The following is a 24,201-nucleotide window of genomic DNA, read 5'->3' on the forward strand; positions in this document are numbered from 1 at the left end:
GCCAGGTCCCACGTCGATCTTGAGGGGAGAAGATCCACGTAATGCCTCGAGTGCTCGTCGATGCCGCCGCGGTCCCCGCCGACCGTGGCGCGTTGATCCGGTACGTGGACGGGCTCGTGGCCGCGCTCCACCGGGCCGGGAACGATCTGGCCGTGGTCTGCCAGCGTGCGGACGCGGAAAGGTACCGGCGCCTGGCGCCTTCGGCCCGGGTCATCCCCGGCCCCGTCGCCATCACCAACAGGGCCGCCAGGCTCGCCTGGGAGCAGACCGGCGTGCCGCTGCTCGCCCGCCAGACGGGGGCCGAGGTCATCCACGCCCCCTACTACTCCATGCCGCTGCGTTCCGGCGTCCCGACCGTCGTGACGGTGCACGACGTGACCTGGTTCACCGAGCCCGAGCAGCACAGTCCGGCCAGGGCCGCGTTCTTCCGCTCGGCCACGCGCACCGCCGTCCGGCACGCCCAGCGGGTCATCGTGCCGTCCAAGGCGACCAGGGACGAGCTGGTCCGCGTGCTGTCGGCCGACCCCACCCGCATCGACGTCGCCTACCACGGCGTCGACGTGGCCCACTTCCACCCGCCGAGCCAGGACGAGATCCGCCGGGCGGCCATCAGGTGCGGGCTGCACGGCCGGCCGTACGTGGCCTTCCTCGGCAACCTCGACCCCCGCAAGAACGTGCCCAACCTGATCCGCGGCTTCGCCGCCGCCGTGAAGCGGCTGGAGACGCCGCCCGCGCTGGTGCTCGGCGGCGGCGTGCACGAGGACGACGTCGACGCCGCCTGCCGTGAGGTGGAGGCCACCGTCCGGGTGATCAGGCCGGGATACCTGCGCGCGCCCGACCTGCCGGGGTTCCTGGGCGGGGCGCTCGTCGTGGCGTTCCCCTCGCGGGGCGAGGGCTTCGGCATGCCGGTGCTGGAGGCCATGGCCTGCGGCGCGGCCGTCCTGACCAGCCATCGCACCTCGCTGCCCGAGGTGGGCGGCGACGCCGTCGCCTACACTGAACCGGACGCGGACAGCATCGCCGACGCCCTGGGCGAGCTGCTGGCCTCCTCCGAGCGGAGGCGGCAGTTGCAGGAGGCCGGGCGGGCACGGGCACGCGAATTCACCTGGGAGGCCTCCGCGGAGGCGCATCTCAACTCTTATCAACGCGCAATCGAATAGTTCGCTACTCTCACGGAGTGATGGAGAGCTCTTTGCCAGACCTCGAGGCGATCCTCCTGGTCGGGGGGCAGGGCACACGCCTGCGTCCGCTGACACTGGGCACGCCCAAGCCGCTGCTGCCGACCGCCGGAGTGCCGTTCCTGGCCCACCAACTCGCCCGCGCCCGGTCCTTCGGCGTACGCCGGATCGTGTTCGCGACCTCGTACAAGGCGGCGATGTTCGAGCCCGCCTTCGGTGACGGATCGGCACTCGGGCTCTCGCTCGAATACATGACCGAGGAGACGCCGCTCGGCACCGGCGGGGCCATCCGCAACGCAGCCGAGGCACTCACCGCGGGGCCCTCCGACCCGGTGCTCATCCTCAACGGCGACATCCTGTCCGGGCACGACATCGGCGACCAGGTGCGCACCCACTGCGAGCGCGAGGCCGCCGTGACGCTGCACCTGACGGAGGTGGACGACCCGACGCGGTTCGGCTGCGTCCCGACCGACGAGTCCGGACGGGTCACCGCGTTCCTGGAGAAGACCCCCAACCCGGTCACCAACCGCATCAACGCCGGTTGCTACGTCTTCACCCGCTCGGTGATCGACTCGATCCCGCGCGGCGAGGTCGTCTCCGTGGAGCGCGAGACGTTCCCCGGGCTGATCGACTCCGGCGAGCTGGTGCTCGGGTACGCCGACCGGACGTACTGGCTCGACGTGGGCACTCCCGCCGCGTTCGTGAAGGGCTCGCGCGACCTGGTGCTCGGGCGGCTCGACTCGCCCGCGCTGCCCGGCCCGCAGGGCGAGCACCTGGCGCTCGACGGGGCCGAGATCTCGGCCGAGGCCAAGGTCCAGGGCGGCACCGCCGTCGGCGCGCGGGCCGTCGTCGAGGCGGGCGCGTCCGTGGTGGGGTCGGTGCTGTGCGACGACTGCGTCGTCGAGTCCGGCGCCACCGTGAGCGATTCGGTCGTGGGCAAGGGCGCGCGGATCTGCGCCGGCACGGTCGTGCGCGACGCGGTGATCGGCGACGGCGCGGTGGTCGGGCCGGGCAACGAGCTCCAGGGCGGGGTGCGCGTCTGGCCCGGCATCGAGCTGCCCGAGCGCGCGGTGCGCTACTCCAGCGACGTCTGACCCGGCCCTGACCCGCTCGGCCGGGCCGTGCGGGTGAGCGACCACCCGCCGCCGCGCGGCAGACTGGACGGGTGATGGAACGCAGGTGGGAGCCCGACGGGCCGCTCGACGTGGAGCTGGCCCTAGGCCCCCACAGGCGCGGCACCGGCGATCCCGCCTGGCGCCGCACCCCCGACGGCTCGGTCTGGCGCACCTGCCGCACCCCCGACGGCCCGAGCACCCTGCGCGTCACTGTGACGGCCGGATCCGTGCACGCCCAGGCGTGGGGGCCTGGCGCCGGCTGGTCGCTGGAGACCCTGCCCGCCCTGCTCGGCGCGCTCGACGACGTCTCCGGCTTCCGCGTCCGGCACGACGTGCTGGCGGACGTGGCCCGCAAGCACGCGGGGCTGCGCATCGGGCGTACCGGGCGGGTCATGGAGGCGCTGGTGCCCGCCGTGCTGGAGCAGAAGGTCGTCGGCCGGGAGGCGTGGCGGGCCTGGCGCCACCTGCTGCGCCACTACGGCGAGCCCGCGCCCGGCCCGGCCCCCGACGGCATGCGGGTGGCGCCCGAGCCGGTCGTGTGGCGGCAGATCCCGAGCTGGCACTGGCACCGGGCGGGCGCGGAGGCCGTCCGGGCCAGGACCATAGCCAACGCCGCCTGGCACGCCGCCAAGCTGGAGGCCGCCGCCACCACCGAGGAGCTCGACCGGCTGCTGCGGGCCCTGCCCGGGATCGGCGTGTGGACGTCGGCCGAGGTGCGCCAGCGCGTCTTCGGTGACGCCGACGCGGTGAGCGTGGGGGACTTCCACCTGGCCAAGCTGGTCGGCTACGCGCTGACGGGGGAGAAGACCGACGACGAGGGGATGATGCGGCTGCTGGAGCCGTACCGGGGGCATCGGCACCGGGCGACGGTGCTCATCTGGCTCAGCGGCGTGCGTCCGCCCGCGCGGGGGCCGCGGATGCCGGCGCGCGACTACAGGTCCTTCTGACACCCGGCCCTGAGTGCGTGTCACGAACTCAGGTGTGCGTACTGTGCCTCTATGAGTGTTGTCAGTGATTCCGCGCTCCGCCGTGCCCTCGCCCGTGCCCGTGACGGCAAGGCGCTCGACCTCACCGAGGCCGTCGTGCTGCTGCACGCGCGCGGCGAACAACTCGACGCGCTGCTCGACCACGCCTCCCGCGTGCGCGACGCCGGGCTGAAGGCCGCCGGCAGGGAAGGGGTGATCACCTACAGCAGGAAGGTGTTCATCCCGCTGACCAGGTTGTGCCGGGACCGTTGCGGCTACTGCACGTTCGCCACCGCGCCGCACAAGCTGGAGTCGGTGTTCCTGAGCCCGGACGAAGTGCTGGAGATCGCCCGGCAGGGCGCGGCGATGGGCTGCAAGGAGGCGTTGTTCACGCTGGGGGACCGGCCGGAGGACCGCTGGCACCAGGCCCGCGAGTGGCTGGACGCGCACGGCTACGACGACACGCTGTCCTACGTGCGGGCCATGGCGATCAGGGTGCTGGAGGAGACCGGGCTGTTGCCGCACCTCAATCCCGGTGTGCTGAGCTGGCGTGACCTCCAGCGGCTCAAGCCGGTCGCGCCGTCGATGGGCATGATGCTGGAGACCACCTCGCGGCGGCTGTTCGAGGAGAAGGGGCAGCCGCACTACGGCTCCCCCGACAAGGACCCGGCGGTACGGCTGCGCGTCCTGGAGGACGCCGGACGCACCAACGTGCCGTTCACGACCGGCATCCTCATCGGCATCGGCGAGACCGTCGAGGACCGGGCCGAGTCGATCTTCGCCATCCGCCGGGTCGCCCGCGAGTACGGCGGCGTCCAGGAGGTCATCGTCCAGAACTTCCGCGCCAAGCCGGACACGGCCATGCGCGGCCTGCCGGACGCCGACCTGCACGAGCTCGCCGCCACCATCGCCGTCGCGCGCCTGGTCCTCGGCCCCCGCGTACGCCTCCAGGCCCCGCCCAACCTGGTCGACTCCGAGTACGCGCTCATGATCCGCGCCGGCATCGACGACTGGGGCGGCGTCTCGCCCCTGACCCCCGACCACGTGAACCCCGAACGTCCCTGGCCGCAGATCGACGACCTGGCGGCCCGTACCGCCGAATCCGGCTTCGACCTGCGGGAACGCCTGACGATCTACCCCGAGTACGTGCGGGCCGGCGAGCCCTGGCTGGACCCCCGGCTGTTCGCGCACGTCGAGGCCCTGGCCGACCCCGCCACCGGCCTCGCCCGCGAGGACGCCGTGCCGGTGGGCCGACCCTGGCAGGAGCCCGACGGCGGGTTCGCCGCCTCCGGACGGGTGGACCTGCACGTCGAGGTGGACACCACCGGCCGCGCGACCGACCGGCGCGACGACTTCGACCACGTCTACGGCGACTGGGCGGCCCTGCGCGACCGGCTCGGCCCGGTCGCGGCCTCGACGCCGAGCGACGTCCGGCAGGCGCTCAGGCGGGCCGAGGCCGACCCGGCCGGGCTGACCGACGCCGAGGCCGTCGCGCTGCTGGGCGCGGAGGGCGAGGCGCTGGACGAGCTGGCCGCCATCGCCGACGCGCTGCGCAAGGAGGCCGCCGGCGACGAGGTCACCTACGTCGTCAACCGGAACATCAACTTCACCAACGTCTGCTACACCGGCTGCCGCTTCTGCGCCTTCGCCCAGCGCCGGACCGACGCCGACGCGTACACGCTCAGCCTGGACCAGGTGGCCGACCGGGCCGAGGAGGCGTGGGCGGCGGGCGCGACCGAAGTGTGCATGCAGGGCGGCATCCATCCTGACCTGCCGGGAACCGCGTACTTCGACATCGCCAAGGCGGTCAAGGCCAGGACGCCCGGCATGCACGTGCACGCGTTCTCCCCGATGGAGGTCATCAACGGAGCCTCCCGGACGAACCTGTCCGTACGCGACTGGCTGGAGGCCGCCAAGGAGGCCGGCGTGGACTCGCTGCCCGGCACGGCGGCCGAGATCCTGGACGACGACGTGCGCTGGGTGCTGACCAAGGGGAAGCTGCCGGCCAAGGAGTGGATCGACGTCATCACCACGGCCCACGAGGTCGGCATCCCGACCACGTCCACGATGATGTACGGCCACGTGGACCACCACCTGCACTGGGTCAGGCACATCAAGCTGATCAGGCAGTTGCAGGAGCGGACCGGCGGGTTCTCGGAGTTCGTGCTGCTGCCGTTCGTGCACACCAGCGCACCGATCTACCTGGCCGGCATCGCCCGTCCCGGCCCCACCGCCCAGGAGAACCGCGCGGTGCACGCCCTGGCCAGGATCCTGCTGCACGGCGCGATCTCCAACATCCAGTGCTCGTGGGTCAAGCTCCAGGACGACCTGTGCCGCCAGGTGCTCCAGGGCGGCGTGAACGACCTCGGCGGCACCCTCATGGAGGAGACGATCAGCCGGATGGCGGGGTCGGAGAACGGCTCGTACAAGACGATCAGCGAGCTGCGCGAGATGGTCGAGGTCACCGGCCGGCCGGTACGCCAGCGCACCACCGAGTACGGCAGCCCCACGGCCGAGCGGCTGGCCGCCGCGCAGGCGAGCGACGGGGTGTGCCAGAGCGTGAGAAGAATCTTGCCGATGGCGTAGTTATAACAAGTTCTAACAAGGCTTGCGCCCGGCACGGGAGGCACTGGAAGAATCATCACTCCACTGGAGAGAGGTTCATCGTGCGGTTTGGTCGACACCGTGCCGCGCTGCCTCCCGTGCAGCGACGCAGGAAGGCGCTCCAACGCGGCCTGCTGGCCGGTCTCGCCGCCGTGGCCGTCGCCGCCGGCAGCCTCTACGTGGTCCTCGGCGGCGGTCCCGCCCTGTGCGTGTCACGAGAGCCTGTTCTGGTCAGCGTGGCCGCCGCCGTGGACGTCGCGCCGGCGGTCATGGAGGCCGCCGGGCGCTTCAACGAGACCAAGACGTCGGTCGGCGGGCGGTGCGTGCTGGTCCAGGTGACCGAGCAGCCGTCGGCCACGGTGCTGCGCACGCTGATCGGCGACCGGGCCGGCGTGCTGCACGAGCGTCCCGACGGCTGGATCGCCGACTCCTCCGCCTGGATCAGGCTGGCCCGCAGCCAGGGCGCGAGCGCGCTGCCCGCGGGGGAGACCGTGGTGGCCACCTCGCCGCTGGTGTTCGCCACGCGGTCGTCGCTGGCCCGGCGCTTCTCGGTGGGCGGGACCGAGATGAACTGGCGGATGGTCTTCCCGCCGACCCTGCGCGGGCGGCTGACGCCCAACTCCGACGAGCCCGACGTCGTACGCGTGCCCGACCCGTCCCTGGTGGGGGCGGGGATCGCGACCGTCGCCGCGGCCAGGGACGTCGTGGGCACCGGGCCGGCCGCCGACAAGGCGCTGACCGCGTTCGTCCGGTGGGCGCAGGCCGGGTCGGCCCCCGACTACCGCAGCATGCTCGACGCCGTGGACGACCGCGGGTTCTGGCAGCGGCCGGTGGTCATCGTCCCGGAGCAGTCGGTGTGGAACCACAACCGGGTGCCCTCGTCCGACCCGGTCGTGGCGTTGCACCCGCGCGAGGGCACGATCGACCTCGACTACCCCTACGTCGTCACGGCCGCCGATCCGGCCGTCGCGGAGGCGTCCACGGCCTTCGCCGACTGGCTGAAGGGCGGCCAGGCGCAGGAGATCGTCCGGCGGGCCGGGTTCAGGTCGGGCGACGGCAGGCTGGGGCCGCTCTCGCCGGGCCCGCAGATCCCGTCGCAGGCGCCGCGGACCAGGCCGTCGGTGTCGCAGCAGGACATCGACGAGGCGCTGCGGGCCTGGAGCAGGCTGGCGCCGCCGACCAACATCCTCGTCCTGGCCGACACCTCCAGGCACATGGCCGAGCCGCTGAACGGCAGCACCAAGGTGCGCATCGCGCTGGCCGCGGCCAAGATCGGGCTCCAGCTCTTCCCGAACTCCACGCACATGGGCATGTGGGAGTTCGCCGACAAGGTGGGGAGCACCAGGAACTACCGGGAGCGCGTCAGGCTGGGCCCGATCAGCGAGCCGGAGTCGGGCCAGGTGCTGCGGCGCAGCGTCCTCGACGAGCTGACCAGCACGATCGCCCCCCACCCCGACCTGGACAGCTCGCTCTACGACGCGATACTGAGCGGGTTCCGCAGGGTCGGCGGCGACTACCGCGACGACATGAACAACACGCTGCTGGTGATCACGGCCGGCCAGGACGACGGCAAGGGCGTCAAGCTCCCGCGGCTTCTCAGCACGCTGCGGAACGAGTGGGACCCGGACAAGCCCATCCAGATCGTCATCATCGCGTTCGGCAAGGACGTGGACCGCGGCAGCCTGTCGCAGATCGCGGCGGTCACGAACGGCTCGCTGCACGTGGCGCAGGAGCCCGGGGAGATCATCGACGTCTTCCTCGGCGCGCTGGCCCGCAGGCTCTGCCACCCGACCTGCAAGCCGGCCGCCTGAGGGGATGCCGGTCGCCCGGCACCCCCCGGCCTGGATCTGGCCTAGATCTGCTGCACGGTGGCGTTCTCGCCGCGATGGTGGAGGTGGGACACGAGCTTGTCCAACGACCACGCGCCGCTGCCCAGCAGCGCCAGCATCAGGAACGACCACGAGAACATGGCCGCGGTCTCGCCCCCGTTCTGCAACGGGAACAAGCCCTTGGGCAGGTGGACGGTGAAGTAGGCGTAGGCCATCGTGCCCGAGCAGAGCAGGGCGGCGATACGGGTGGCGAGCCCGATGAGGACGAGGCCGCCCGCGCCGAGCTCGATCACCCCCGCCCACCAGTCGGGCCACTGGCCTACGGAGGGGGTCGTTCCGCCGTACGGACCGCCGAGTACGCCGAACAGAGTGGCGGCCCCGTGGCAGGCGAACAGCAGGCCCACCACGATGCGGAACAGCGACAGCGCGGCGTCACGAAGCTTGGTCATCGACGTGTCCAGACCTCAGACCCGCTGCCAGAGCGCCGGGACGTTCGGCGGCTCCCAGCCCGCGATGGCCGTGTGGGGCTGCAGGCACCGGTAGGAGACGCCGTTGTAGGTGACCGTGCTGCCCGTGGTGTAGGCCGTGCCGGCCTTCCAGGTGCCCGAGGCCGTCGTGGTCGGCGTCGGGGTCGGGGTGGGCGTGGGGGTCACGGTCGGGGTGGGAGTGGGGGTGGGCTGACCGCCGCCGCCGATCTGCAGGTCGATGCAGGAGTAGAAGGCGTTGGAGGTGTCGGAGATGTTCCAGATCGCCAGGACCTTCTGGCGGCCGGAGTAGCCGGACAGGTTCACCGTGTGCGAGATGGTCGACGGCGGCTGCTGGCCGTTGCCGTTGAAGACGGCGACTCGGGTGCCGCCGATGTAGTACTCGTAGTTGAGCGTGGCGTGCCTGGCGGTGAACGTCCAGGTGAAGGTCACCGAGCTGCCCACGGAGGTGGCCGGCCACGGCTTGCTCTCGTCACTGAGCTGGGCGAACTGGCCGAGGTTGGCGTTGCAACTGCGCAGGCCCTTGGGGCCTTCCACGCTCTGCGGCTCATAGACGATCTGGCCGCAGTCGGCCACCTTGCCCTGGGCGCAGTTCGCCTGCCGGCTGGGGGGTGAGTTCACATAGCCGTGGGCGAACGCGGGAGAGGTGTTGAACACCGCCGTGGCGATGGTGATCACCGCCACGGCGACTAACGTGAGAGTCCTTCGCATTGAAGCGGCTCCTTTACATGGGGGGATAGTCCAAATGTAAAGGAAAGTTTCCTAACGGTAAACGGTCGGCTTACCAGAATTCCGGACTCTCGTCAGAGGCTCAGCGCGTCACGATGTAATCGCGCGGGTCACGGGGGGCGCGCTCGCGCGGCGGCGCCGCGGCGTGCCCGATCGCCACGCAGCCCATCGGGTCCCACGACTCCGGCAGGTCGAGCACCCGCCTCACCACCGGACGGCAGAACATCGTGGAGGACACCCACGCCGAGCCCAGCCCCTCGACCGCGAGCTGGATGAGGAAGTTCTCCACGCCGGCGCCCGTCGCCACGACGAACATCTCCCGCTCGGCGGCGTTGCGCCGGTCGTCGCGGTAGGTGTGGGAGCCCTCCATCACCAGGCACGGCACCACCAGGTAGGGGGCGTCGCGCAGGACGTCGCCGCGCCTGACCCGCTTGGCGATCGACTCCTCGGTGAAACCGTCGCCGCGCAGGTCCTCGATCCACGCCTCGCGCATGGCGTCGAGCAGCTCGGTGCGCGTGCGCGCCGACTCGACCAGCACGAACCGCCAGGGGGTCGTGTGGTGCGGCGCCGGCGCCGCGATGCCCGCGGCCACCGCCCTGCGCACCGCCCCGCCGTCGACCGGCCGGTCGGAGAACCCCCTGATCGTACGGCGGGCGAACACGACGTCGCGGGAGCCGAAGCGGAACAGGTCCTCGTCGGCCGGACGGACGAGCGGCCTGACCCCCGGGCCGTCGTCGTCGGTCACCAGATGGCCGAGGCCGCGCACGATCGCCACGGGAACGCCGTCGAGCTTGCCCTTGACCAGCTCGGCCGCGCTCGCGATCTCGTCGGCCAGCGCGGTGACGGTGGCGCTGAGCGCGTTGCCGTAGGAGTCGGAGGTGCCCCGGAAGTCGTCGAGCGGACGCACCCCGGAGACGCCGATCGCCACGTCGGTCTGCCCGTTGCGCCACGGACGCCCGAACGTGTCGGACAGGATCACCCCCACCCGCGCGTCGAGCCCGGCCCTGATCCGCGCCGCGGAGGCGTCGGGGTCCTCGGGCAGCAGCAGGACGGTGCCGGGCTCGGTGTTGGAGGCGTCGACCCCGGCCGCGGCCATCACGAAACCGTGGCGGGTCTGGGCGATCACCGTGTCGCCGACCCTGGCGACCACCCGCTCGGTCTCCTCCTCGATCGCGCCGGCCCGGTCGGGCGCCCGGCGGACGCGCCCCTCCGCCTTGCTCACGATCTTCGAGGTGACCACCACGATGTCGCCGTCGCGCAGGTCGGCCTCCTTGAGCAGGGCCGCCACCTCGTCGCCCGGCCGGACCTCGCCGATGCCGGTGACGGCGATGACCTCGATCCGTCGCGTGCTCATCGGGCCAGCTCCAGGGCCAGGTCGAGCGCCGTACGGGCGATGTCGGCGGTTGCCTCGGCGTCGTGCATGAGGATCGGACGGGACACTACGCGCACGCCGTCGAGCGCCACCCCGGAGTCCTCCTCGGCCACCAGCCAGCCGTCGACCAGGCCGGAGCCGTAGAGGTCGAGCACGGCCTGGGCCGAGGTCTCCACGCCGATGGCCGTCAGGCACGCGTCGGCCATGCCGCGCACGGGCGCGCCGCCGATGATGGGGGAGACGCCGACCACGGTCTTGGCCGCGACCGCCTCGCGGATGCCCGGGACCTGGAGGATCGTGCCGATGCTCACCACCGGGTTGGACGGCGGCAGGATGACCACGTCGGCCTGCTCGATCGCCTTCAGCACGCCCGGCGCGGGCTTGGCCGTCTCGACGCCCACCAGCGCGAACGACTCGGCCGGGACCGAGGCGCGCAGGCGCACCCACCACTCCTGGAAGTGCACGGCCCGTTTGCCGCGCTCGTCGGAGATCACCACATGTGTCTCACAGCGGTCATCGGTCATCGGCAGCAGCCGCACGCCCGGCTGCCAGCGCGCGCACAGGGCCTCGGTGATCTGCGAGAGCGGGTAGCCCGCCTCCAGCATCTGCGAGCGGACGATGTGGGTGGCGAAGTCGCGGTCGCCCAGCCCGAACCACTGCGGCTCGACCCCGTAGGCGGCCAGCTCCTCCTTGACGACGTGGGACTCGTTGGCCCTGCCCCAGCCCTGCTCCTCGTCGATGCCGCCGCCCAGGGTGTACATGACGGTGTCGAGGTCGGGGCAGACGCGCAGGCCGAACAGGGTGATGTCGTCACCCGTGTTGCCGATGACGGTGATCGAGGCGTCGGGTGCGGTGGCGCGCAGGCCGCGCAGGAAACGGGCGCCGCCGATACCGCCGGCGAGGGACACGATGTGCATGTGTCCCAGTCTTCCACCGGCCTCTGACATCCCCGTGGGGGGAGTGGTTCTGTCCTACTTCATGGCAGAGAAGTTCCAGGTATGGGGGTAAATGGGATGGAAGAGGTTCTTGGGACGCCCGCCGCGAAAGTCGGCAATGTGGCAAACTCCCTTCGGGCCAAAGGGTCCGATGGGGGTTACTCATGAGCAAACTCAATGCCGCCCGACTACGGGAGCCGGCAGCCTGGATCATGCTCGTCACCGGGCTGCTGGACGTCGTCCTGACGATCGGCCACGTCCTGATCGGCGCGGGCGGCTCGCTCGACGGCGGGTTCGCCGGCCGTGCCGCCGCGAACCTGCCGGGCCTGACCAGCCCGGTCGTGACCGGGCTGTTCGTGGGTGCCGTGCTGCTGGTGACCAGGGCGGGCGAGCGCTCGCCCAAGGCCAGGACCATCGCCTACGGCTCGGCCGCCGGCCTCGGGCTCGCCGCCGTGTTCGGCGCGCTGGCGCTGATCGTCGGGCTGTTCGCCGGGGGCGGCTTCCGCGGGGTGGTCGAGTACGTCCTCACGGGCGTGCCCACGCTCGCGCTGACCGTCGTCGGCCTGGCCTACCTGCTCCCCGAGGTCATGTCCGACCGTTCCGCCATCCCGACCCTCGACGGGTACGGCCGCCCGACCACCCACTACGGCCAGCCCCAGCAGTTCGGCCAGTCCGACCAGCCCCAGTACGGCCGCCCCCAGCAGTTCGGCCAGCCGGACCAGCCCACCTACGGCCAGCCGGACCAGCCCGCTTACGGCCAGTCCGACCAGCCCGGCCACGGCTCCGACCAGCCGTCCCAGCCCGCGTACGCGCAGCCGCACGCCGCGCCGACCCCCTACGGCCAGCAGCCCGCGCTCGCGCAGCTCCCCCCGGGCCAGGACGCCCAGCCCGCCGCTCCCGCCCCCCAGCCCGCCTCCTCCGGCTACGCCCCCCAACCGCCGTCGGGCCAGATCCCCGCAGCTCCGGGCTACGCCCCCCAACCCCCCTCGGGCCAGCAGACCCCGGGCTACGCCCCCCAGCCCCCCTCCTCCGGTTACGAGCCCCAGCCCGCCTCCAACGGGTACGCCCCCCAGCCGCCGTCCGGCCAGCAGTCGACCGTCGCCTTCGGCCAGCAGTCGGCCAACAACCATCAGGACCAGCAGGCGCCCTACGCCCAGCAGGACCAGCAGTCGGCTTTCGGGCAGCAGGACCAGCAGGCCCCCTTCGGTCAGCAGGACCAGCAGTCGGCTTTCGGTCAGCAGCCCGGCTACGGCGCCCAGGCGACGAACCCCGGCGGGCAGCCCGGCGGAGGCTACGGCCACCAGCCCCCGAGCTACGGCGGCCAGTCGGAGCCCTCCGGCTACGGCCAGCCCGAGCCCTCCATCCCCGGCTACGGCCAGCCCGCCCCCGCCTTCGGCCAGTCCGACCCCTCGGGCTACGGCCAGCCCGCGCCCGCCTTCGGCCAGCACGACGCCACCGCCCCCGGCTACGGCCACCAGCCCGAAACCCCTGTCCCGCAGGCGGCCGACGCCCAGTCCCCCTACGCCCCCCCCCCCCCCGGCGCCCAGCCCGCCTACGGCCAGGCCCAGCCTCAAGGCCAGCAGCCCGCCTACGGGCAGCCCGACCAGACGCCGTTCGGCCAGCCGTCGCAGGGGCCGTCGCAGGGCAGGCAGCCCGAGCCCCCCTTCGGCCAGCCCTCCCACGGCCAGCAGCCCGACCAGCCCCCCTTCGGTCAGCAGCCCTCCCACGGCGGGCAGCCCGAGCCGTACCAGCAGCAGCCCTACCAGCCGGCCAGGGCCGCGCTCCCCGCCGCGTCCACCGACCAGCCCGGACGCCAGCCCGACTCCCCGTTCCCCCCGGCGCCCGAGCGCCCGTACGGCCAGGCCGACCAGCCCTTCGGGCACCCCCAGGGCCCGGCCGGACAGCCGTTCGCACAGCCGGGCACGCAGCCGGGCGCGCAGCAGGACCAGGGCTTCCCGCCGCAGAGCTTCGGCCAGGACCAGGGGTACGCCCCACCGGCCTACACCCCGTCCGAGACGCTCCCCGACTCCGGCTATCAGCCGCCCGCCGGCGAGTACACCCCCGCGCCCTACGTCCCGGCCGACAGCCAGCCCAGCGCGTACGGCCAGGCCGGCTACCCCACCCCCGACAACCCGTACGCCCCGAGGGACGGCTCCCAGAGCACCTTCGGCGACCAGGCGTACCCGAGCGGCGAGACCAGCCCGAGCGTCCCGTACCCGCAGGCGGAGCAGCAGCAGCCGTACCTCGACCGCCAGAGCGCCTTCGACCAGCAGGGCGGCCAGCCGTTCACCGGCTACTCGGGCCACGAGTACGCCACCCCCGCCTACCAGGAGCCGGACCCGCCCGTCGACCCGCGCTCCCAGCAGCTCCTGGACGCCTACCAGCAGGCCGAGACCTACCAGAGCTCGACGGCCGCCTCCGGCACTCAGCCCGACCTGAGGGTCCCCGACTACGGCGGCCAGCCGGCCAGGCCGTACGACGACCCGTTCGGCCACCCGCAGCAGGGTCAGCCGTACCAGCAGCAGCAGAACGCGTACGAGCCCCAGCAGCAGGGCCAGTACGAGCCCCAGACCTACCGCCCCACCCACCAGGCCCCGGCCGGGTGGACCGAGGCGCAGGGCGAGTCGACGATGCGGCTCGACCCCTCGCAGTTCGGGGACGCCCTCGGCGCCCAGAACCGCCCGGGTGACGACCCAATCGACCCAACGGCCATATACACGCCCAACGAGCCACGCAGGTAACGGACCGGCAAACGACGGCTAGAGAGAAGGTGGCCCAAAGGGCGGGCGTCTACCCCGCCCTGCTACGGTTCCGACCGCTGACAGCGTTGAACGAACCGGGTCGAAGCCTTGCTGTGCAGGGGGTCTCGGCCTGGTGCGAACACCACATGCCGAGCACACCGGGGCGAGAGTCGGTCTTTCCCCGGATACCGTCATGCCGCTTGACGTCACGTACGGCACGCGCGTGTAATTACAACCATGTTGTTACGCCTTCCCTTGGGTGGGTAGGAGGAAGGCGTCCATGGGGGGCTCCATTGCGGGCGGGCGGCAGGGAGGTGTGCAGTGACCGATCCGGTCATCGCACAGGATCAGCTTGACGCTGAAGAACTCGGATGGCAGGAGCGTGCGTTGTGCGCGCAGACCGATCCGGAGGCGTTCTTCCCGGAAAAAGGCGGCTCCACCCGAGAAGCCAAGAAGGTCTGTCGATCGTGTGAGGTCCGTGCCGAGTGCTTGGAATACGCACTCGAACACGATGAGCGATTCGGCATCTGGGGTGGGTTGTCGGAGCGGGAGCGCAGACGGATCAAGCGCCAGGCCGTTTAGGGGATATGAGCGAAAGGGTCACGCGGTAGCCCGCGTGACCCTTTTTCGCGTGTGGTCACACCTGTAGGGTGGGCGCGCCTGATCAACGCTGGAGTCGCCCGACCATGACACGTCCCCTCGTCACCGTGATCGTCGTCGCCCATGATGGCGGGCGCTGGCTGGGGGAGACGTTGCGTGCGCTGGCCGGTCAGAGCCGCAGGCCGGAGCGCGTCGCGGGCGTCGACAACGGCAGCAGGGACGGCTCGGCAGACCTGCTCGCGCAGACGCTCGGCCCGTCCAACGTGCTCGCGCTGCCGCGCTCGGCCTCGTTCGGGGACGCGGTGGCGGAGGTGCTGGACAAGCTGCCGCCGTGCGGCCAGAACGAGTGGCTCTGGCTGCTGCACGACGACTGCGCGCCCGACCGGCGGGCGCTGGAGGCCCTGCTCACGGCGGCCGAGCAGGACCCCAAGGCGGCGGTGCTCGGCCCGAAGCTGCGCGACTGGCTCGACCGCAGACGCCTGCTCGAACTGGGCGTGACCGTCGGCCTCACCGGGCGCAGGGACACCGGGCTGGAGCCGCGCGAGTTCGACCAGGGGCAGCACGACGGCACCCGGGAGGTGCTCTCGGTCTCCACGGCGGGCATGCTGGTCCGCCGCGACGTCTGGGAGCGGCTCGGCGGCCTCGACCCGCTGTTCCCGCTCTTCCGCGACGACCTCGACCTGTGCTGGCGGGTACGCAACGCCGGCCACAGGGTGCTGGCGGTGACCTCGGCGGTGGCCTGGCACGCCGAGGCGGCGGCGCGCAGGCGACGGCGGATCACGGTCAGCGGCGACCATCCGCGCAGGCTCGACCGGCGGAACGCGATGTTCGTCATCATGGCGAACCTGCCGTTCCGCGTGATGTTGTGGGCACTCGTCCGGAACCTGGCCGGGTCGGCCCTGCGCACGCTGCTGTTCCTGCTGGGCAAGCAGCCGGCGAACGCGCTGGACGAGATGGTGGCGCTGGGGTCGATCCTGGTGCACCCGTTCCGGCTGCTGAAGGCGCGCAGGGCTCGCCGCGACGGCCGTAAAAAGGGATTTATCCGTATAAAGCGGTTGCTGACGCCGCCGGGAGGCGCCTACCGGCGGCTGACCGACATGGTGCAGAGCTTCCTCGCCGGCGAGACCCCCGTGGACTCCACCGGCCGCCACCACCACCACTCCGCCACCGAGGACGACGAGGCGAGCACACCGGCGGACACCGGCGCGGTCAAGGGCTTCCTCCGGCGTCCGGGCGTCGTCCTCATGCTCGCCCTCGCCGTGATCTCGCTGGTCGCCGAACGGTCGCTGCTCGGCGGCGACCGGCTGGGCGGCGGCGCGCTGGTCCCGGTGACCGGCGGCGCGGGGGACCTGTGGCGGTTCTACACCGAGGGCTTCCACGACATCGGGCTCGGCTCCACCGACTGGGCGCCGCCGTACGTGGCGCTGCTGGCGGTGGCCTCGACGCTGGCGCTGGGCAAGACGTGGCTGGCCGTGTCCGTGCTGCTGCTCGGCTCGGTGCCGCTGGCCGGGGCGTCGGCGTACCTGGCGACCAGGCACATCATCCCGGCGGTGCCCGCGCGGGCCTGGGCGGCGGGGACGTACGCGCTGCTGCCCGTCGCCACCGGCGCGATCGCGGCCGGGCGGCTCGGCACGGCGGTGGTGTTCGTGCTGGTCCCGGTGTACGCCGCGCTCGGCACCACGCTGCTGTCCGGCGAGCGGCGCCGCGCCAGGCGCGCGGCCTGGGCACTCGGGCTGCTGCTGGCCGTGGGGACCGCGTTCGTCCCGCTGGTGTACCCGCTCTTCGCGGTGCTCGGCGTGCTGGCCGCCGTCGCGTACGGCGGGGTGCGGCGCGGCGTGGTGACCTCCATGGCGGTCGCGCTCGCGGTGCCCGTCGTGCTGCTGTTCCCCTGGCTGGCCGGGCTGGTCGCGGACCCGGGCCGCATCCTGCTGGAGGCGGGCCTGCATGATCCCGCCCTGGTGGAGGCGGGGCTCGCGCCGGAGTCGCTGCTCGCGCTCAGCCCGGGAGGGCCGGGGCTGCCGCCGTTCTGGGTGACGGCCGGGCTGGTGGTGACCGCGCTGGCCGCGCTGCTCATGCGCCGCCAGCGGATGATCGTCGCGATCGGCTGGGGCGTCACGCTGTACGGCGTGCTGGCGGCCATCCTGGTCAGCCGGATCGGCGTCGAAGGGGCGCGGGCCTGGCCCGGCGTGCCGCTGGCGTTCGCGGGGACCGGGCTGCTGGTGCTCGTGGGCCTGACCGCGCACCGGCTGGCCGAGCTGCGGGCCGGCGGCGGGCTGCGCAGACTGGGCGCGACCCTGGTGGTGGCCGCCGCCGTGAGCACGCCGATCCTGGCCGCCGGCTACTGGATGGCGTACGGGGTGCGCGGCCCGCTGACCGGCGACGCGCCCGAGACGCTGCCCGCGCTGGCCACCTGGAGCACCCGGCACGGCGAGCGCACGCTGCTGATCAAGGGGCACGCCTTCACCGTGCTGCACGGCCGTACCCCGTTGATCGGCGAGGCCGAGCTGCCGGTCGCGTCCGAGGGCCGTACGAAGGTCGCGGTCGCGGCGCAGGGCCTGGTCGGCGGGCGCGGCGGGACCGACGCGGCGACGCTGGCCGAGCACGGGATCGCCATGGTGGCCGTGGCCGCGCCGGTGCCGCCGGAGCTCGCCAGGTCGCTCGACTCGCAGCCGTCGTTGGAACGCATGAGCCTGTCGGAGGCGGGCGGCCTGTGGCGGCTGGCCGAGCCGGTCACCCGCGTGGCCGCCGAGCCGGCCGACGTCCTGCACACGCCCTGGTTGTGGGCCCAGGGGGCGCTGGCCCTGATCGTGCTGGCCCTGGCCACGCCCGGACGCCGGGAGAGCGGCGCGGTCGAGGGCGTCGAAGCGCCCGTGCCCGCGCCGGCGGGGGTGCGATGAAGGCGTTCGTGGAGAACAGGTTCGGCCTGCTGGTGCTGGTCGTGGTGGCGCTGTCGGCCCTGTACGGCGTCGCGTTCGTCACCCGTCCGGCCCCCGCCCCGGCCAAGGCGGAGGGGCCGAGGAAGGTGGCCGTCGAGTCGGTGACCGCCGTCTGCCCCGGTGCCAAGGGTGCTCAGATGAACGTCTACCTGCCCGGACGCCTGTCCCGCGAGGTCATGAAGAACGCCGAGCCGTACGTGACGAACGGCCCGGGAGCGCTCGAAGCCGGATACACCACCCGGGTGACCTCAGGCGCGGCCCGCGGGCTGTCCGGGGTGCGCTGCACCGAGCCGGCGCAGGCCGCCTGGCTGGTCGGCCCCGGTCCCGCGGCGGCCGACGTGGTCCTGCACCTCACCAACGCCGACAAGGCCCCGGCCCAGGCCGACGTCGAGGTGTACGCGGCCGAGGGCCTGGTCTCCGGCGACAAGGGCCGCGGCCTGGAGCTCGCGCCGGGCGAGCACAAGGAGATCGACCTCAGGACGCTCGCGCCCTCGGCGGACGTCATGGCCGTCGGCGTCACCACCGTCTTCGGCCGACTGGCGGTGGCGGCCAGGGCGTCGATGCAGGCCGGCGGCGTGGACTGGCTGCCGCTCGCCGCGCCCCCGGCCACCCGCGTGGTGGTGCCCGGCATCCCCGGCGGCGGCGGCAGGCGCGAGCTGCTGGTCGCCGCCCCCGGCGAGAACGACGTGTCGGTGCAGGTCAAGGCGGTCAGCCAGGACGCCGAGTACGCGATGAAGGGCCGCGAGACCATCGACGTGCCGGCGGGCAGCGTGGTCGCGATGGACGTGACCACCGGGATCGGCGGCGAGTCGGCCGCGCTCGTGCTCACCGCGCCGGAGCCGATCGTGGCCGGGCTCGTCGTCGCCGGCACCGGCGTGCGGCAGGACGTGGCGTTCACGGCGGGCACGCCCCCGCTCGACCTGGGCAGCGCGGTCGCGGGCAACGGGCCCGGCACGCGGCTGCTGTTCACCGCGCTCGGCGGCCCCGGCGAGGTCCGGGTGCAGGAGGTGCCGGTGAAGGGCGAGCCGGGCAGGCCGTACGACGTGGCGGTGCCCGCCGGGCGGACCAAGGAGGTGCGGCTGCGCGGCAAGGGCGAGTTCGCCGTGGTCGTCACGCCCGTGTCGGGCCAGGTCTACGGCGGCCGGGTCATCGAGGAGCGGCAGAAGGACGGGCTGCTCGTCACGGCCCAGCCGCTCGCGCCCGCGCGCATGTGGACGATGCTGCCCGCGCTGACCGACAGCCCCCTCGCCGTGCTGCCCTGACCCGGGTCACCCGGGCCGGACGGGTCAGCGGCGGTCGTCGTAGCCCGGGTCGACGGTCTCGGGGGCGAGGCCGAGCAGCGTGGCGACCTGCTCGACCACCGTGTCGTGCACCATCGCGCCCAAGGTGTCGCGGTCGCGGGCACGGGCCTCCAGCGGGCGGCGGTAGATCACCACAGAGGCGGGCGACTGGCCGCTGGCCGCGTCGGCGCGGCCGAACGGGATGGGCTCGGTGCCCATGCTCGGGCCGTCGCCCAGCTCGTTGAGCGGCGGCACCTCCTCGACCGCGAACTCCACGGCGGACAGCTGTTTGTCCCATCGCGGCCGGAGCCGGTCGACGGCGTCGAGCACGAGGTCGTCGAAGCGCTCGCTGCGGGAACGGGCCATGGGGACGTGGGAGGGGGCGAGGGGGCCGCGCAGGCCACGACCGTGGCGATCGCGCCGTCTGGGACCGCGCTTTGGAGTCACCGACCAAGTGTAAGGGCACCCGCCCGCGAACCCCCGGAACCCCCGCCCCGCGTCATCGCGGTCCGGAGCGGGGGTCGAGGAACTCGCGGTACTGCTCCATCCACGTCAGCACGTCGCGCAGCGGCTCGGGACGCAGCCGGCACGGGCGCCACTGCGCCTGCCGGCCCTGCTCCACGAGCCCCGCGCGGGCCAGCACCTTCACGTGCTTCGAGACGGCCGGCAGCGTGAGGTCGAACGGTTCGGCCAGCTCGCCGACGGTCGCCTCGCCCTCGGTCAGCCGGGCGAGCATCGCCCGCCGCGTCGGGTCGGCGAGGGCCGCGAAGACGGCGTTCAGCTGATCGTCCCGGCTCATCACTTTCCTTGGTGGTTAATTAACTGATGGAGAAAGTACAAGGCGACCGGTGTGGCGTCAACGGCGACGGGGCAAGGTTGTCCCTCAGGCGCGCGCATCGGTGCATGTGGGTGGAAAGCCTGCGACAGGTGTCCGAATTGTGGCGACACGCTCGTTAAGAGCGCTCAGATAGTGGCGCCTCGCACTCTTAGCAGATACGGTCCCTCCGTGAGCCCCGTCCGCCGCTGTTCCCGCACCGCTTGCAGCCAGCCTGCCGTCTTCACGCTCACGTACGTATACGCCGACTCGACCGCAGTTCTCGGCCCTCTGGCGACGTACGCCGAGCCACACTGTTACGACCTGTGCGCCGAACACGCCGAGCGGCTGACCGCTCCCCGCGGCTGGGAGGTCGTCCGGCTCCCCACCGACGGCAACTCCCCCAGCTCGGACGACCTGGAGGCGCTGGCCAACGCGGTCAGGGAGGCCGCCAGGCCCACACCGTCCGGCAGCGGCGAGCCGGTTGGCCAAGGGGTCGAGGTCGGGCGCAGGGGCCACCTGCGCGTTCTTCGGTCGGCCCAGCAGCACCGCGACCGGTAGGCTCGTTTCACACGACAAACGACCTAGGGCGGAGCTGAAGAGTGGGCGACCTCGCCAAGATCTTCAAGGCGTACGACGTTCGCGGGGTGGTTCCCGGCGAGCTCGACGAGCCGATCGCCGAGGCCGTGGGGGCGGCGTTCGTCGAGGTGACCGGGGCCGTGTCCGTCGTCGTCGCCCATGACATGCGCGAGTCGTCCGTGCCGCTGGCCGAGGCGTTCGTCAGGGGCGCCCGCTCGCGCGGGGCCGACGTCGTGTTCGCCGGGCTGGGCTCCACCGACCTGCTCTACTACGCCAGCGGCAGCCTGGGCCTGCCCGGCGTGATGTTCACCGCCAGCCACAACCCGGCCCAGTACAACGGGATGAAGATGTGCCGCGGCGGTGCGGTGCCGATCGGCGGCGAGACCGGGCTGAGCGAGATCCGCGACCGCGCGGCCGAGCTGGTGGGCGCCGCCACCGCCGCCCCGACCGGGTCGCTGATCGAGAAGGACCTGCTGTCCGGCTACGCCCACCACCTGCGCTCCCTCGTCGACCTGGCGGCGATCCGGCCGCTCAAGGTCGTCGTCGACGCGGGCAACGGCATGGCCGGCCACACGGTCCCGGCCGTGTTCGAGGGCCTGCCGCTGGAGCTGGTCCCGCTCTACTTCGAGCTCGACGGCGACTTCCCCAACCACGAGGCCAACCCGCTGGAGCCGCAGAACCTCCTCGACCTGCAGCGGGCCGTCGTCGAGAGCGGCGCCGACCTGGGCCTCGCCTTCGACGGCGACGCCGACCGCTGCTGGGTGATCGACGAGCGCGGCGCGTCCGTCTCGCCGTCGGCCGTCACGGCCCTGGTGGCCACCCGCGAGCTGGCCAAAGACCCCGGCGGCACGATCATCCACAACGTGATCACCTCGCTCGGCGTGCCCGAGATCGTCCGCGAGCACGGCGGCGAGCCCGTGCGCACGCGCGTCGGCCACTCCTTCATCAAGGCGGAGATGGCCCGCACCGGCGCGATCTTCGGCGGCGAGCACTCGGCCCACTACTACTTCCGCGACTTCTGGTTCGCCGACTCGGGCCTGCTCGCCGCGATGCACGTGCTGGCCGCGCTGGGCGAGCAGGACCGCCCGCTGTCGCAGGTGGTGGCGGCCTACTCCCGCTACCACGCCTCCGGCGAGCTCAACAGCGCGGTCGCCGACCAGGGCGAGGCGCTGGCGCTCGTGCGCGCGGCCTTCGCGGGCCGCGGCGAGGTCGACGAGCTCGACGGCCTGACGATCACCGGCCCCGACTGGTGGTTCAACCTGCGCGCGTCCAACACCGAGCCGCTCCTCAGGCTGAACGCCGAGGCGGCCGACGAGAGCAAGATGAAGGCGATCAAGGACGAGGTCCTCGCCATCGTGGGAAGGGTGTCACTGTGAAGATCGACGACTGGCTGCTGGAGATCCTGGCCTGCCCGGCCTGCAAGGCGCCGCTGCGCGCCGAGGCCGAGACCGAGGAGCTGGTCTGCACGGACTGCGGTCTGATCTACCCCGTGCGCGACGACATCCCCGTCCTGCTGGTCGATGAGGCAAGGAAGCCGTGACCTGGGAGCCCGGGCGGCTCGATGACCAGCATCACCTCACCGAGGCCGATCCGGGCGGCATGCTGCTCGCGGTCGCGGCCTCGGCCGCCCAGGTGCGCACGGGTCGCCGTGCCGCGGTCGAGGCCGGCGTCGACCGGCTGGTCGGCCAGGGCCGCCCGCGGGCCGTCGTGGTCGCGGGCATGGGCACGGCGGGCCTGACCGGCGACATCCTCGCGGCGGTGTGCGGCAACGGCGTGCCGCTGCCGATCATGACGCTGCGGTCCTACCAGCTCCCGGGCTGGGTCGGCGCGACCGATCTGGTCATCGCCGTCTCCGCCACCGGCGACGAGGAGGAGACGGTCTCCCTCGCCGTCCAGGCCGTCCGGCGGGGGTGCGGGCTGCTGGCCGTGTGCCCGCCGGGCTCGCCGCTGGAGGCCGTGGCCGTGCAGGCGTCGGCGATCCACGTCCCGGTGCGGCCCGACGGTCCGCCCAGGGCCGCCCTGTGGCTGCTGACGATCCCGGTGATCGTGGCCGCGTCCGCGCTCGGGCTGGTCACGGCCGGGCCCGAGGTGTTCGAGCGGGTGGCCGCGACCCTTGAGGACATCGCCAACCGCTGCCGTCCCTCCAGCGAGTCCTTCGTCAACCCGGGCAAGTCCCTCGCCATGGATCTGGCCGAGAGCATCCCGATGATCTGGGGTTCCTCGCCCGTGGCCCGTGCCGCGGCGTACCGGCTGGCCTGCCAGCTCAACGAGACCGGCAAGTACCCCGCCGTCTTCGGCGAGCTGCCCGAGGCGGGCCACAACCAGGTGGCCGCCCTGGAGGGGCCGCTGGCCGAGCGGGACATCTTCGCCGACACGGCCGGGCCGACGCTCAGGCTCGTCATGCTGCGCGACGTCGAGGAGCATCCTCAGGTGACGCGGCAGCGCGAGGCGTCGCTGCGGCTCGCGCGCGACCGGGACGTGCCGGTCAGCGAGCTGACCGCGGAGGGGCTGCATCCGCTCGAACGGCTGGCCGCGCTCGTCGGCCTGGCGGACTACGCCGCCACCTACCTGGCCCTCGGCTACGCGCTCGATCCGACGCCTGTGGCCACGATCACTGAGCTTCGGGCAAGGGTTTCGCAATAGGATCCCATGTCAGGTCCATGCAGGTGATCTTATGAGCGGAGACGACCGGTGAGCGCGAGTGGTGGCACCAAGGCAATCATTGCGGCGCTGAGCGCCAACCTGGCGATCGCGGTGGCGAAGTTCGTGGCGGCGTTCTTCACCGGGTCGTCCTCGATGCTGGCCGAGGGCATCCACTCCGTCGCCGACTCGGGCAACCAGCTCCTGCTCCTGATCGGCGGCAAACGGGCCCAGCGGGCCAGCGACAAGGCCCATCCCTTCGGCTACGGGCGCGAGCGGTACTTCTACGCGTTCGTGGTCGCCGTCGTGCTGTTCACCATCGGCGCGGTCTTCTCGATCTACGAGGGCTGGCACAAGATCTCCTCGCCGGCCGAGGTCGATGCGCCGATCTGGGCGTTCGCGGTGCTGATCTTCGCGATCATCGCCGAGGGCTTCTCGTTCCGTACGGCGGTCAAGGAGTCCAACCCGCTGCGCGGCAAGCAGTCGTGGTTCGCCTTCATCCGCCGTTCCAAGTCGCCCGAGCTGCCCGTCATCCTGCTGGAGGACCTGGGCGCGCTGCTCGGCCTGGTCTTCGCGCTGTTCGGCGTGACGATGGCCGTCGTCACCGGCGACGGCGTCTGGGACGGCATCGGCACCCTCATGATCGGCGTGCTGCTGGCCGTCATCGCGATCGTGCTGGCCGTCGAGACCAAGTCGCTGCTGCTCGGCGAGGGCGCCTCGCCCGAGGTCGAGGAGCAGATCCGGGTCGCGCTGGAGGGCGCCCCCGAGGTGACCAGGATCATCCACATGCGCACGCTGCACCTCGGCCCCGAGGAGCTGCTGGTGGCGGCCAAGATCGCGGTCGCACACGACGACACGGCCGGCGAGGTGGCCCGCGGCATCGACGAGGCCGAGCGACGCATCCGCGACGCCGTGCCGATCGCGCGGGTGATCTACCTGGAGCCCGACCTCGACCGGCTGCGTACGACCGCCGGCTGACGCTCAGCCCCGGGGCCGCAGCAGCCTCAGGGCCTTCTCCTTCTCGAAATCCAGGGCCCTGCGCGGCACCTGGATGCGGCCGATGCGCACGCCCAGCTCGCGCACGGCCGCGGCCACCTGGGGCTCGCTCAGCACGCGCAACGCGAAGGCCAGCTCGGCGGGCGAGACGTCGAACCGCTTCTCCAGCTCCACCCCCTGGGCCACGGCGGCGAGTTCGTCAGGACCGAATCTGCGGTGCGCACCGCGCTCCCGGACGGGCGGCAGCAGGCCCAGAGCCTCCCGGTACCGGAGCATTCGTGGGGACATGCCGAGCCGCTTGGCTGCTTCCGTGATGCGCATCCTTACATTCTTACGTCAGTTTCGCCGTCTCGGAGATGCGAGGCCGCCCGAGCGCCGCCTAAACTCGTCCGCGACACCAATC

At 72.6% G+C, this 24,201-nt stretch carries 21 protein-coding genes; 14 read left to right on the forward strand and 7 right to left on the reverse strand.

What is annotated here, in order from left to right:
- The first annotated feature begins 41 nt into the window (after positions 1-41).
- The 5 genes from ABZ815_RS27340 (at position 42) to ABZ815_RS27360 (ending at position 7,673) form a co-directional block, all read left to right on the forward strand.
- A complete protein-coding gene (locus ABZ815_RS27340; RefSeq protein ID WP_357702678.1) occupies positions 42-1,160 on the forward strand; it encodes a glycosyltransferase family 1 protein in 1,119 nt (372 codons plus the stop codon).
- 20 nt (positions 1,161-1,180) lie between these two features.
- Positions 1,181-2,272: an NDP-sugar synthase gene (locus ABZ815_RS27345; protein WP_357702680.1), complete on the forward strand. Its 1,092-nt coding sequence runs from the start codon at positions 1,181-1,183 to the stop codon at positions 2,270-2,272.
- Positions 2,273-2,346: 74 nt separating this feature from the next.
- Positions 2,347-3,240 carry a DNA-3-methyladenine glycosylase 2 family protein gene (locus ABZ815_RS27350; protein WP_357702735.1) on the forward strand — a complete coding sequence of 298 codons (894 nt, stop codon included), beginning with the start codon at positions 2,347-2,349 and terminating at the stop codon, positions 3,238-3,240.
- A 51-nt stretch (positions 3,241-3,291) separates the two neighbouring features.
- A complete protein-coding gene (locus ABZ815_RS27355; protein ID WP_357702682.1) occupies positions 3,292-5,844 on the forward strand; it encodes a bifunctional FO biosynthesis protein CofGH in 2,553 nt (850 codons plus the stop codon).
- A gap of 116 nt (positions 5,845-5,960) precedes the next feature.
- Entirely contained in the window at positions 5,961-7,673 is a 1,713-nt protein-coding gene (locus ABZ815_RS27360; protein ID WP_357702684.1) for a substrate-binding and VWA domain-containing protein, read from the forward strand.
- Positions 7,674-7,714: 41 nt separating this feature from the next.
- On the opposite strand, the gene ABZ815_RS27365 is transcribed toward ABZ815_RS27360, so the two are convergent.
- The 4 genes from ABZ815_RS27365 to cofD form a co-directional block, all read right to left on the reverse strand.
- A complete protein-coding gene (locus tag ABZ815_RS27365) occupies positions 7,715-8,140 on the reverse strand; it encodes a DoxX family protein (RefSeq protein WP_357702686.1) in 426 nt (141 codons plus the stop codon).
- Between the two features lie 15 nt (positions 8,141-8,155).
- Positions 8,156-8,887 carry a lytic polysaccharide monooxygenase gene (locus tag ABZ815_RS27370; protein WP_357702688.1) on the reverse strand — a complete coding sequence of 244 codons (732 nt, stop codon included), beginning with the start codon at positions 8,885-8,887 and terminating at the stop codon, positions 8,156-8,158.
- A gap of 100 nt (positions 8,888-8,987) precedes the next feature.
- A complete protein-coding gene (locus tag ABZ815_RS27375; RefSeq protein WP_357702690.1) occupies positions 8,988-10,259 on the reverse strand; it encodes a coenzyme F420-0:L-glutamate ligase in 1,272 nt (423 codons plus the stop codon).
- Entirely contained in the window at positions 10,256-11,194 is a 939-nt protein-coding gene (cofD, locus tag ABZ815_RS27380) for a 2-phospho-L-lactate transferase (protein WP_357702692.1), read from the reverse strand. The genes ABZ815_RS27375 and cofD overlap by 4 nt, the downstream gene beginning before the upstream one ends.
- A gap of 182 nt (positions 11,195-11,376) precedes the next feature.
- On the opposite strand from cofD, the gene ABZ815_RS27385 reads away from it, so the two are divergent.
- The 4 genes from ABZ815_RS27385 (at position 11,377) to ABZ815_RS27400 (ending at position 18,751) form a co-directional block, all read left to right on the forward strand.
- Positions 11,377-13,953 carry a hypothetical protein gene (locus ABZ815_RS27385; protein WP_357702694.1) on the forward strand — a complete coding sequence of 859 codons (2,577 nt, stop codon included), beginning with the start codon at positions 11,377-11,379 and terminating at the stop codon, positions 13,951-13,953.
- 321 nt (positions 13,954-14,274) lie between these two features.
- Positions 14,275-14,535, forward strand: coding sequence for a WhiB family transcriptional regulator (locus ABZ815_RS27390; RefSeq protein WP_020546325.1), 261 nt, complete (start codon positions 14,275-14,277; stop codon positions 14,533-14,535).
- 104 nt (positions 14,536-14,639) lie between these two features.
- Positions 14,640-17,450 carry a glycosyltransferase family 2 protein gene (locus ABZ815_RS27395; RefSeq protein WP_357702696.1) on the forward strand — a complete coding sequence of 937 codons (2,811 nt, stop codon included), beginning with the start codon at positions 14,640-14,642 and terminating at the stop codon, positions 17,448-17,450.
- Positions 17,447-18,751 (forward strand): DUF5719 family protein, encoded by a 1,305-nt coding sequence (locus ABZ815_RS27400; RefSeq protein ID WP_357702698.1) that lies wholly within the window; start codon positions 17,447-17,449, stop codon positions 18,749-18,751. The genes ABZ815_RS27395 and ABZ815_RS27400 overlap by 4 nt, the downstream gene beginning before the upstream one ends.
- A 24-nt stretch (positions 18,752-18,775) precedes the next feature.
- On the opposite strand, the gene ABZ815_RS27405 is transcribed toward ABZ815_RS27400, so the two are convergent.
- Positions 18,776-19,135: a metallopeptidase family protein gene (locus ABZ815_RS27405; protein WP_357702700.1), complete on the reverse strand. Its 360-nt coding sequence runs from the start codon at positions 19,133-19,135 to the stop codon at positions 18,776-18,778.
- 133 nt (positions 19,136-19,268) lie between these two features.
- Positions 19,269-19,568, reverse strand: coding sequence for a metalloregulator ArsR/SmtB family transcription factor (locus ABZ815_RS27410; protein WP_357702702.1), 300 nt, complete (start codon positions 19,566-19,568; stop codon positions 19,269-19,271).
- A gap of 207 nt (positions 19,569-19,775) precedes the next feature.
- Between ABZ815_RS27410 and ABZ815_RS27415 the strand changes: the two genes are divergently transcribed.
- From ABZ815_RS27415 to ABZ815_RS27435, 5 genes are read left to right on the forward strand one after another with little or no spacing between them, the layout of a single operon-like run.
- Positions 19,776-20,144 carry a DUF3499 domain-containing protein gene (locus ABZ815_RS27415; RefSeq protein WP_352323386.1) on the forward strand — a complete coding sequence of 123 codons (369 nt, stop codon included), beginning with the start codon at positions 19,776-19,778 and terminating at the stop codon, positions 20,142-20,144.
- Positions 20,145-20,185: 41 nt separating this feature from the next.
- Positions 20,186-21,538: a phosphomannomutase/phosphoglucomutase gene (locus ABZ815_RS27420; protein ID WP_357702704.1), complete on the forward strand. Its 1,353-nt coding sequence runs from the start codon at positions 20,186-20,188 to the stop codon at positions 21,536-21,538.
- Positions 21,535-21,702: a Trm112 family protein gene (locus tag ABZ815_RS27425; RefSeq protein ID WP_352323388.1), complete on the forward strand. Its 168-nt coding sequence runs from the start codon at positions 21,535-21,537 to the stop codon at positions 21,700-21,702. Before ABZ815_RS27420 ends, ABZ815_RS27425 begins: the two co-directional genes overlap by 4 nt.
- Entirely contained in the window at positions 21,699-22,805 is a 1,107-nt protein-coding gene (locus ABZ815_RS27430; RefSeq protein ID WP_357702706.1) for an SIS domain-containing protein, read from the forward strand. The genes ABZ815_RS27425 and ABZ815_RS27430 overlap by 4 nt, the downstream gene beginning before the upstream one ends.
- Before the next feature lie 48 nt (positions 22,806-22,853).
- A complete protein-coding gene (locus ABZ815_RS27435; RefSeq protein WP_357702708.1) occupies positions 22,854-23,780 on the forward strand; it encodes a cation diffusion facilitator family transporter in 927 nt (308 codons plus the stop codon).
- Between the two features lie 3 nt (positions 23,781-23,783).
- On the opposite strand, the gene ABZ815_RS27440 is transcribed toward ABZ815_RS27435, so the two are convergent.
- Entirely contained in the window at positions 23,784-24,119 is a 336-nt protein-coding gene (locus ABZ815_RS27440) for a MerR family DNA-binding transcriptional regulator (protein ID WP_357702710.1), read from the reverse strand.
- Positions 24,120-24,201 lie beyond the last annotated feature (82 nt).

The organism is Nonomuraea sp. NPDC047529, from assembly GCF_040642995.1.
Classification (GTDB): domain Bacteria; phylum Actinomycetota; class Actinomycetes; order Streptosporangiales; family Streptosporangiaceae; genus Nonomuraea.

Coding starts and splice junctions, on each gene's coding strand:
- ABZ815_RS27400 (WP_357702698.1), top strand. CDS start 17,447: ATGAAGGCGTTCGTGGAGAACAGGTTCGGCCTGCTGGTGCTGGTCGTG.
- ABZ815_RS27365 (WP_357702686.1), bottom strand. CDS start 8,140: ATGACCAAGCTTCGTGACGCCGCGCTGTCGCTGTTCCGCATCGTGGTG.
- ABZ815_RS27440 (WP_357702710.1), bottom strand. CDS start 24,119: ATGCGCATCACGGAAGCAGCCAAGCGGCTCGGCATGTCCCCACGAATG.
- ABZ815_RS27350 (WP_357702735.1), top strand. CDS start 2,347: ATGGAACGCAGGTGGGAGCCCGACGGGCCGCTCGACGTGGAGCTGGCC.
- ABZ815_RS27375 (WP_357702690.1), bottom strand. CDS start 10,259: ATGAGCACGCGACGGATCGAGGTCATCGCCGTCACCGGCATCGGCGAG.
- ABZ815_RS27410 (WP_357702702.1), bottom strand. CDS start 19,568: ATGAGCCGGGACGATCAGCTGAACGCCGTCTTCGCGGCCCTCGCCGAC.
- ABZ815_RS27355 (WP_357702682.1), top strand. CDS start 3,292: ATGAGTGTTGTCAGTGATTCCGCGCTCCGCCGTGCCCTCGCCCGTGCC.
- ABZ815_RS27385 (WP_357702694.1), top strand. CDS start 11,377: ATGAGCAAACTCAATGCCGCCCGACTACGGGAGCCGGCAGCCTGGATC.
- ABZ815_RS27405 (WP_357702700.1), bottom strand. CDS start 19,135: ATGGCCCGTTCCCGCAGCGAGCGCTTCGACGACCTCGTGCTCGACGCC.
- ABZ815_RS27345 (WP_357702680.1), top strand. CDS start 1,181: ATGGAGAGCTCTTTGCCAGACCTCGAGGCGATCCTCCTGGTCGGGGGG.
- ABZ815_RS27340 (WP_357702678.1), top strand. CDS start 42: ATGCCTCGAGTGCTCGTCGATGCCGCCGCGGTCCCCGCCGACCGTGGC.
- ABZ815_RS27370 (WP_357702688.1), bottom strand. CDS start 8,887: ATGCGAAGGACTCTCACGTTAGTCGCCGTGGCGGTGATCACCATCGCC.
- ABZ815_RS27395 (WP_357702696.1), top strand. CDS start 14,640: ATGACACGTCCCCTCGTCACCGTGATCGTCGTCGCCCATGATGGCGGG.
- cofD (WP_357702692.1), bottom strand. CDS start 11,194: ATGCACATCGTGTCCCTCGCCGGCGGTATCGGCGGCGCCCGTTTCCTG.